The sequence below is a fragment of the Embleya sp. NPDC056575 genome (genome assembly GCF_042793325.1).
In the GTDB taxonomy this organism is placed as follows: domain Bacteria; phylum Actinomycetota; class Actinomycetes; order Streptomycetales; family Streptomycetaceae; genus Embleya.
The window spans coordinates 1-1,855 of record NZ_JBHTVA010000166.1; the positions used below are offsets into that span (position 1 = coordinate 1).

The 1,855-nt window shown below is 69.1% G+C and carries 1 protein-coding gene; it reads left to right on the forward strand.

Annotated elements, in window-relative coordinates; genetic code table 11:
* Positions 1–1,698: IS481 family transposase (locus ACFRCG_RS48435; protein WP_380043048.1), on the forward strand; the 1,698-nt coding region annotated here is incomplete at its 5' end.
* Positions 1,699–1,855: the final 157 nt, after the last annotated feature.

Consider the following 1,855-nt stretch of genomic DNA (forward strand, 5'->3'; position numbering starts at 1 on the left):
AAGTCCCGGTATGCCGCTTCGGGTCTGGCCGGGTTGGCGGACCGTTCGCGTAGGCCGGCGTCGTGTCCGCATCAGGCTTCTGCCGAGGTGGAGGCGGCGGTGTGCGAGTTGCGGCGCAAGCATCCCCGGTGGGGGCCGCGGCGGATCGCTCATGTGCTGGAGCGGTCCGGGGTGGTGAGTCCGGTGCCGTCGCGGATGACCGTGTATCGGATTCTGGTCCGGCATGGGCTGGTGGAGCCGGGGGTGCGGCGCCGGAAGCGGTCGGATTACAAGCGCTGGCAGCGGGATGCTCCGATGCAGCTGTGGCAGATGGACATCGTCGGCGGGGTGATGCTCGTCGACCCGGTCACCGGGGAGTTGTCCGAGGCCAAGGTCGTGACCGGGGTGGATGACCATTCCCGGTACTGCGTGATCGCGTCGGTGGTCGAGCGGGCGACCGGGAGGGCGGTGTGCTCGGCGTTCGCCGGGGCTTTGCAGGCGTTCGGGGTGCCGGAGGAGGTGCTGACGGACAACGGGAAGCAGTTCACCGACCGGTTCGGGCAGGGTGGTGAGGTGTTGTTCGACCGGATCTGCCGGGAGAACGGGATCGCGCACCGGCTCACCCAGCCGGCGTCGCCGACCACGACGGGCAAGGTCGAGCGGTTCCATCAGACGCTGCGGCGTGAACTCCTGGACGACTGCGGTGCGTTCGAGAGCATCGGGGCGGCTCAGGCAGCGCTGGATGCGTGGGTCGAGGAATACAACTCCTCGCGGCCGCATCAGGCGCTGGACATGGACTCTCCTGCCGACCGGTTCACCCCGGTGCCCGAGCAGGAGCGGGACGTACTGGGCCTGAGGGTGCCCGGCGTGCTCGCGCTGGTCCCGCAGCAGCGGACAGCTCCGCCTGTGGTGCCGGATCCCGCCGAGATGGCGCCTGTTCCTGTCGGTCCGCCGAAGGTGGTTCCGGCAGTGGTGCCGGTGGAGCCCGGTGGGCCGGTGGAGTTCGAGCGGGTGGTGCCTGCGAGCGGGAATCTGCAGGTCGCGGGCAAACAGTTCTGGCTGGGGCCGGCCCGCTCAGGGCTGACGGTGACGTTCTGGGCCGACACCTCGGTGATCCATCTGCTGATCGCGGGAGCACGGATCAAGACCGTGCGTTCGCACTTGTCGGTGGCGGATCTGGGACGGCTGGCCGGCCGGGGCGGTCGTGCTGCCGGAGTGGCCCCGCTTCCCGCCGACGACGGGGCCGCGTTCGAGGTGGACCGGGTCGTGAACAACAGCGGCCTGGTGGGCCTGGGCGGACGCCAGGTGCTGGCCGCGGAGATCCTGGGCGGCCGCCAGGTGGGCATCCGCATCGACGAAGAGACGCTGTCGTTCTTCGATCCGTCCTCACGGGAACTGCTGCGGGTGCGGCCCAACCCGCTGAGCGGCGAAGAAGTCCGTCGTTTGCGGGGCCTGCGTCCGGCCGGACCGCCACCGCGTCCGGGCGTCGAGCCGGTGCGGGTGCAGCGGCGGATCAGCACAACGGGCACGATCATGGTCTGTCGGCAGGTCGTCTCGCTCGGCCGGACGTATGCAGGACAGACCGTGACCGCACACGTGTCGGACTCCACGATCACCGTCGACCTGGACGGCCAGGTCCGGGTGATCCGGCGCACGACCGACATCCCGGTCCGTAACGTGAAAGCGAACAAGCCCCACGGGGCTCCCTATGTTGTCTAGGCCCGCCGTCAAGCATCACGTGGGACCAGAACGTCAGACATCAACTGGGATCCGACAACTTGGTGTGAGGCTTGAAGTCGTATACGCAGGCCGGGAGTTCAAGGCTTCGCCGGTGTGCCAGAGTTCCGCGGTGACCGTGTGGCCGGCCTGGCTGTCG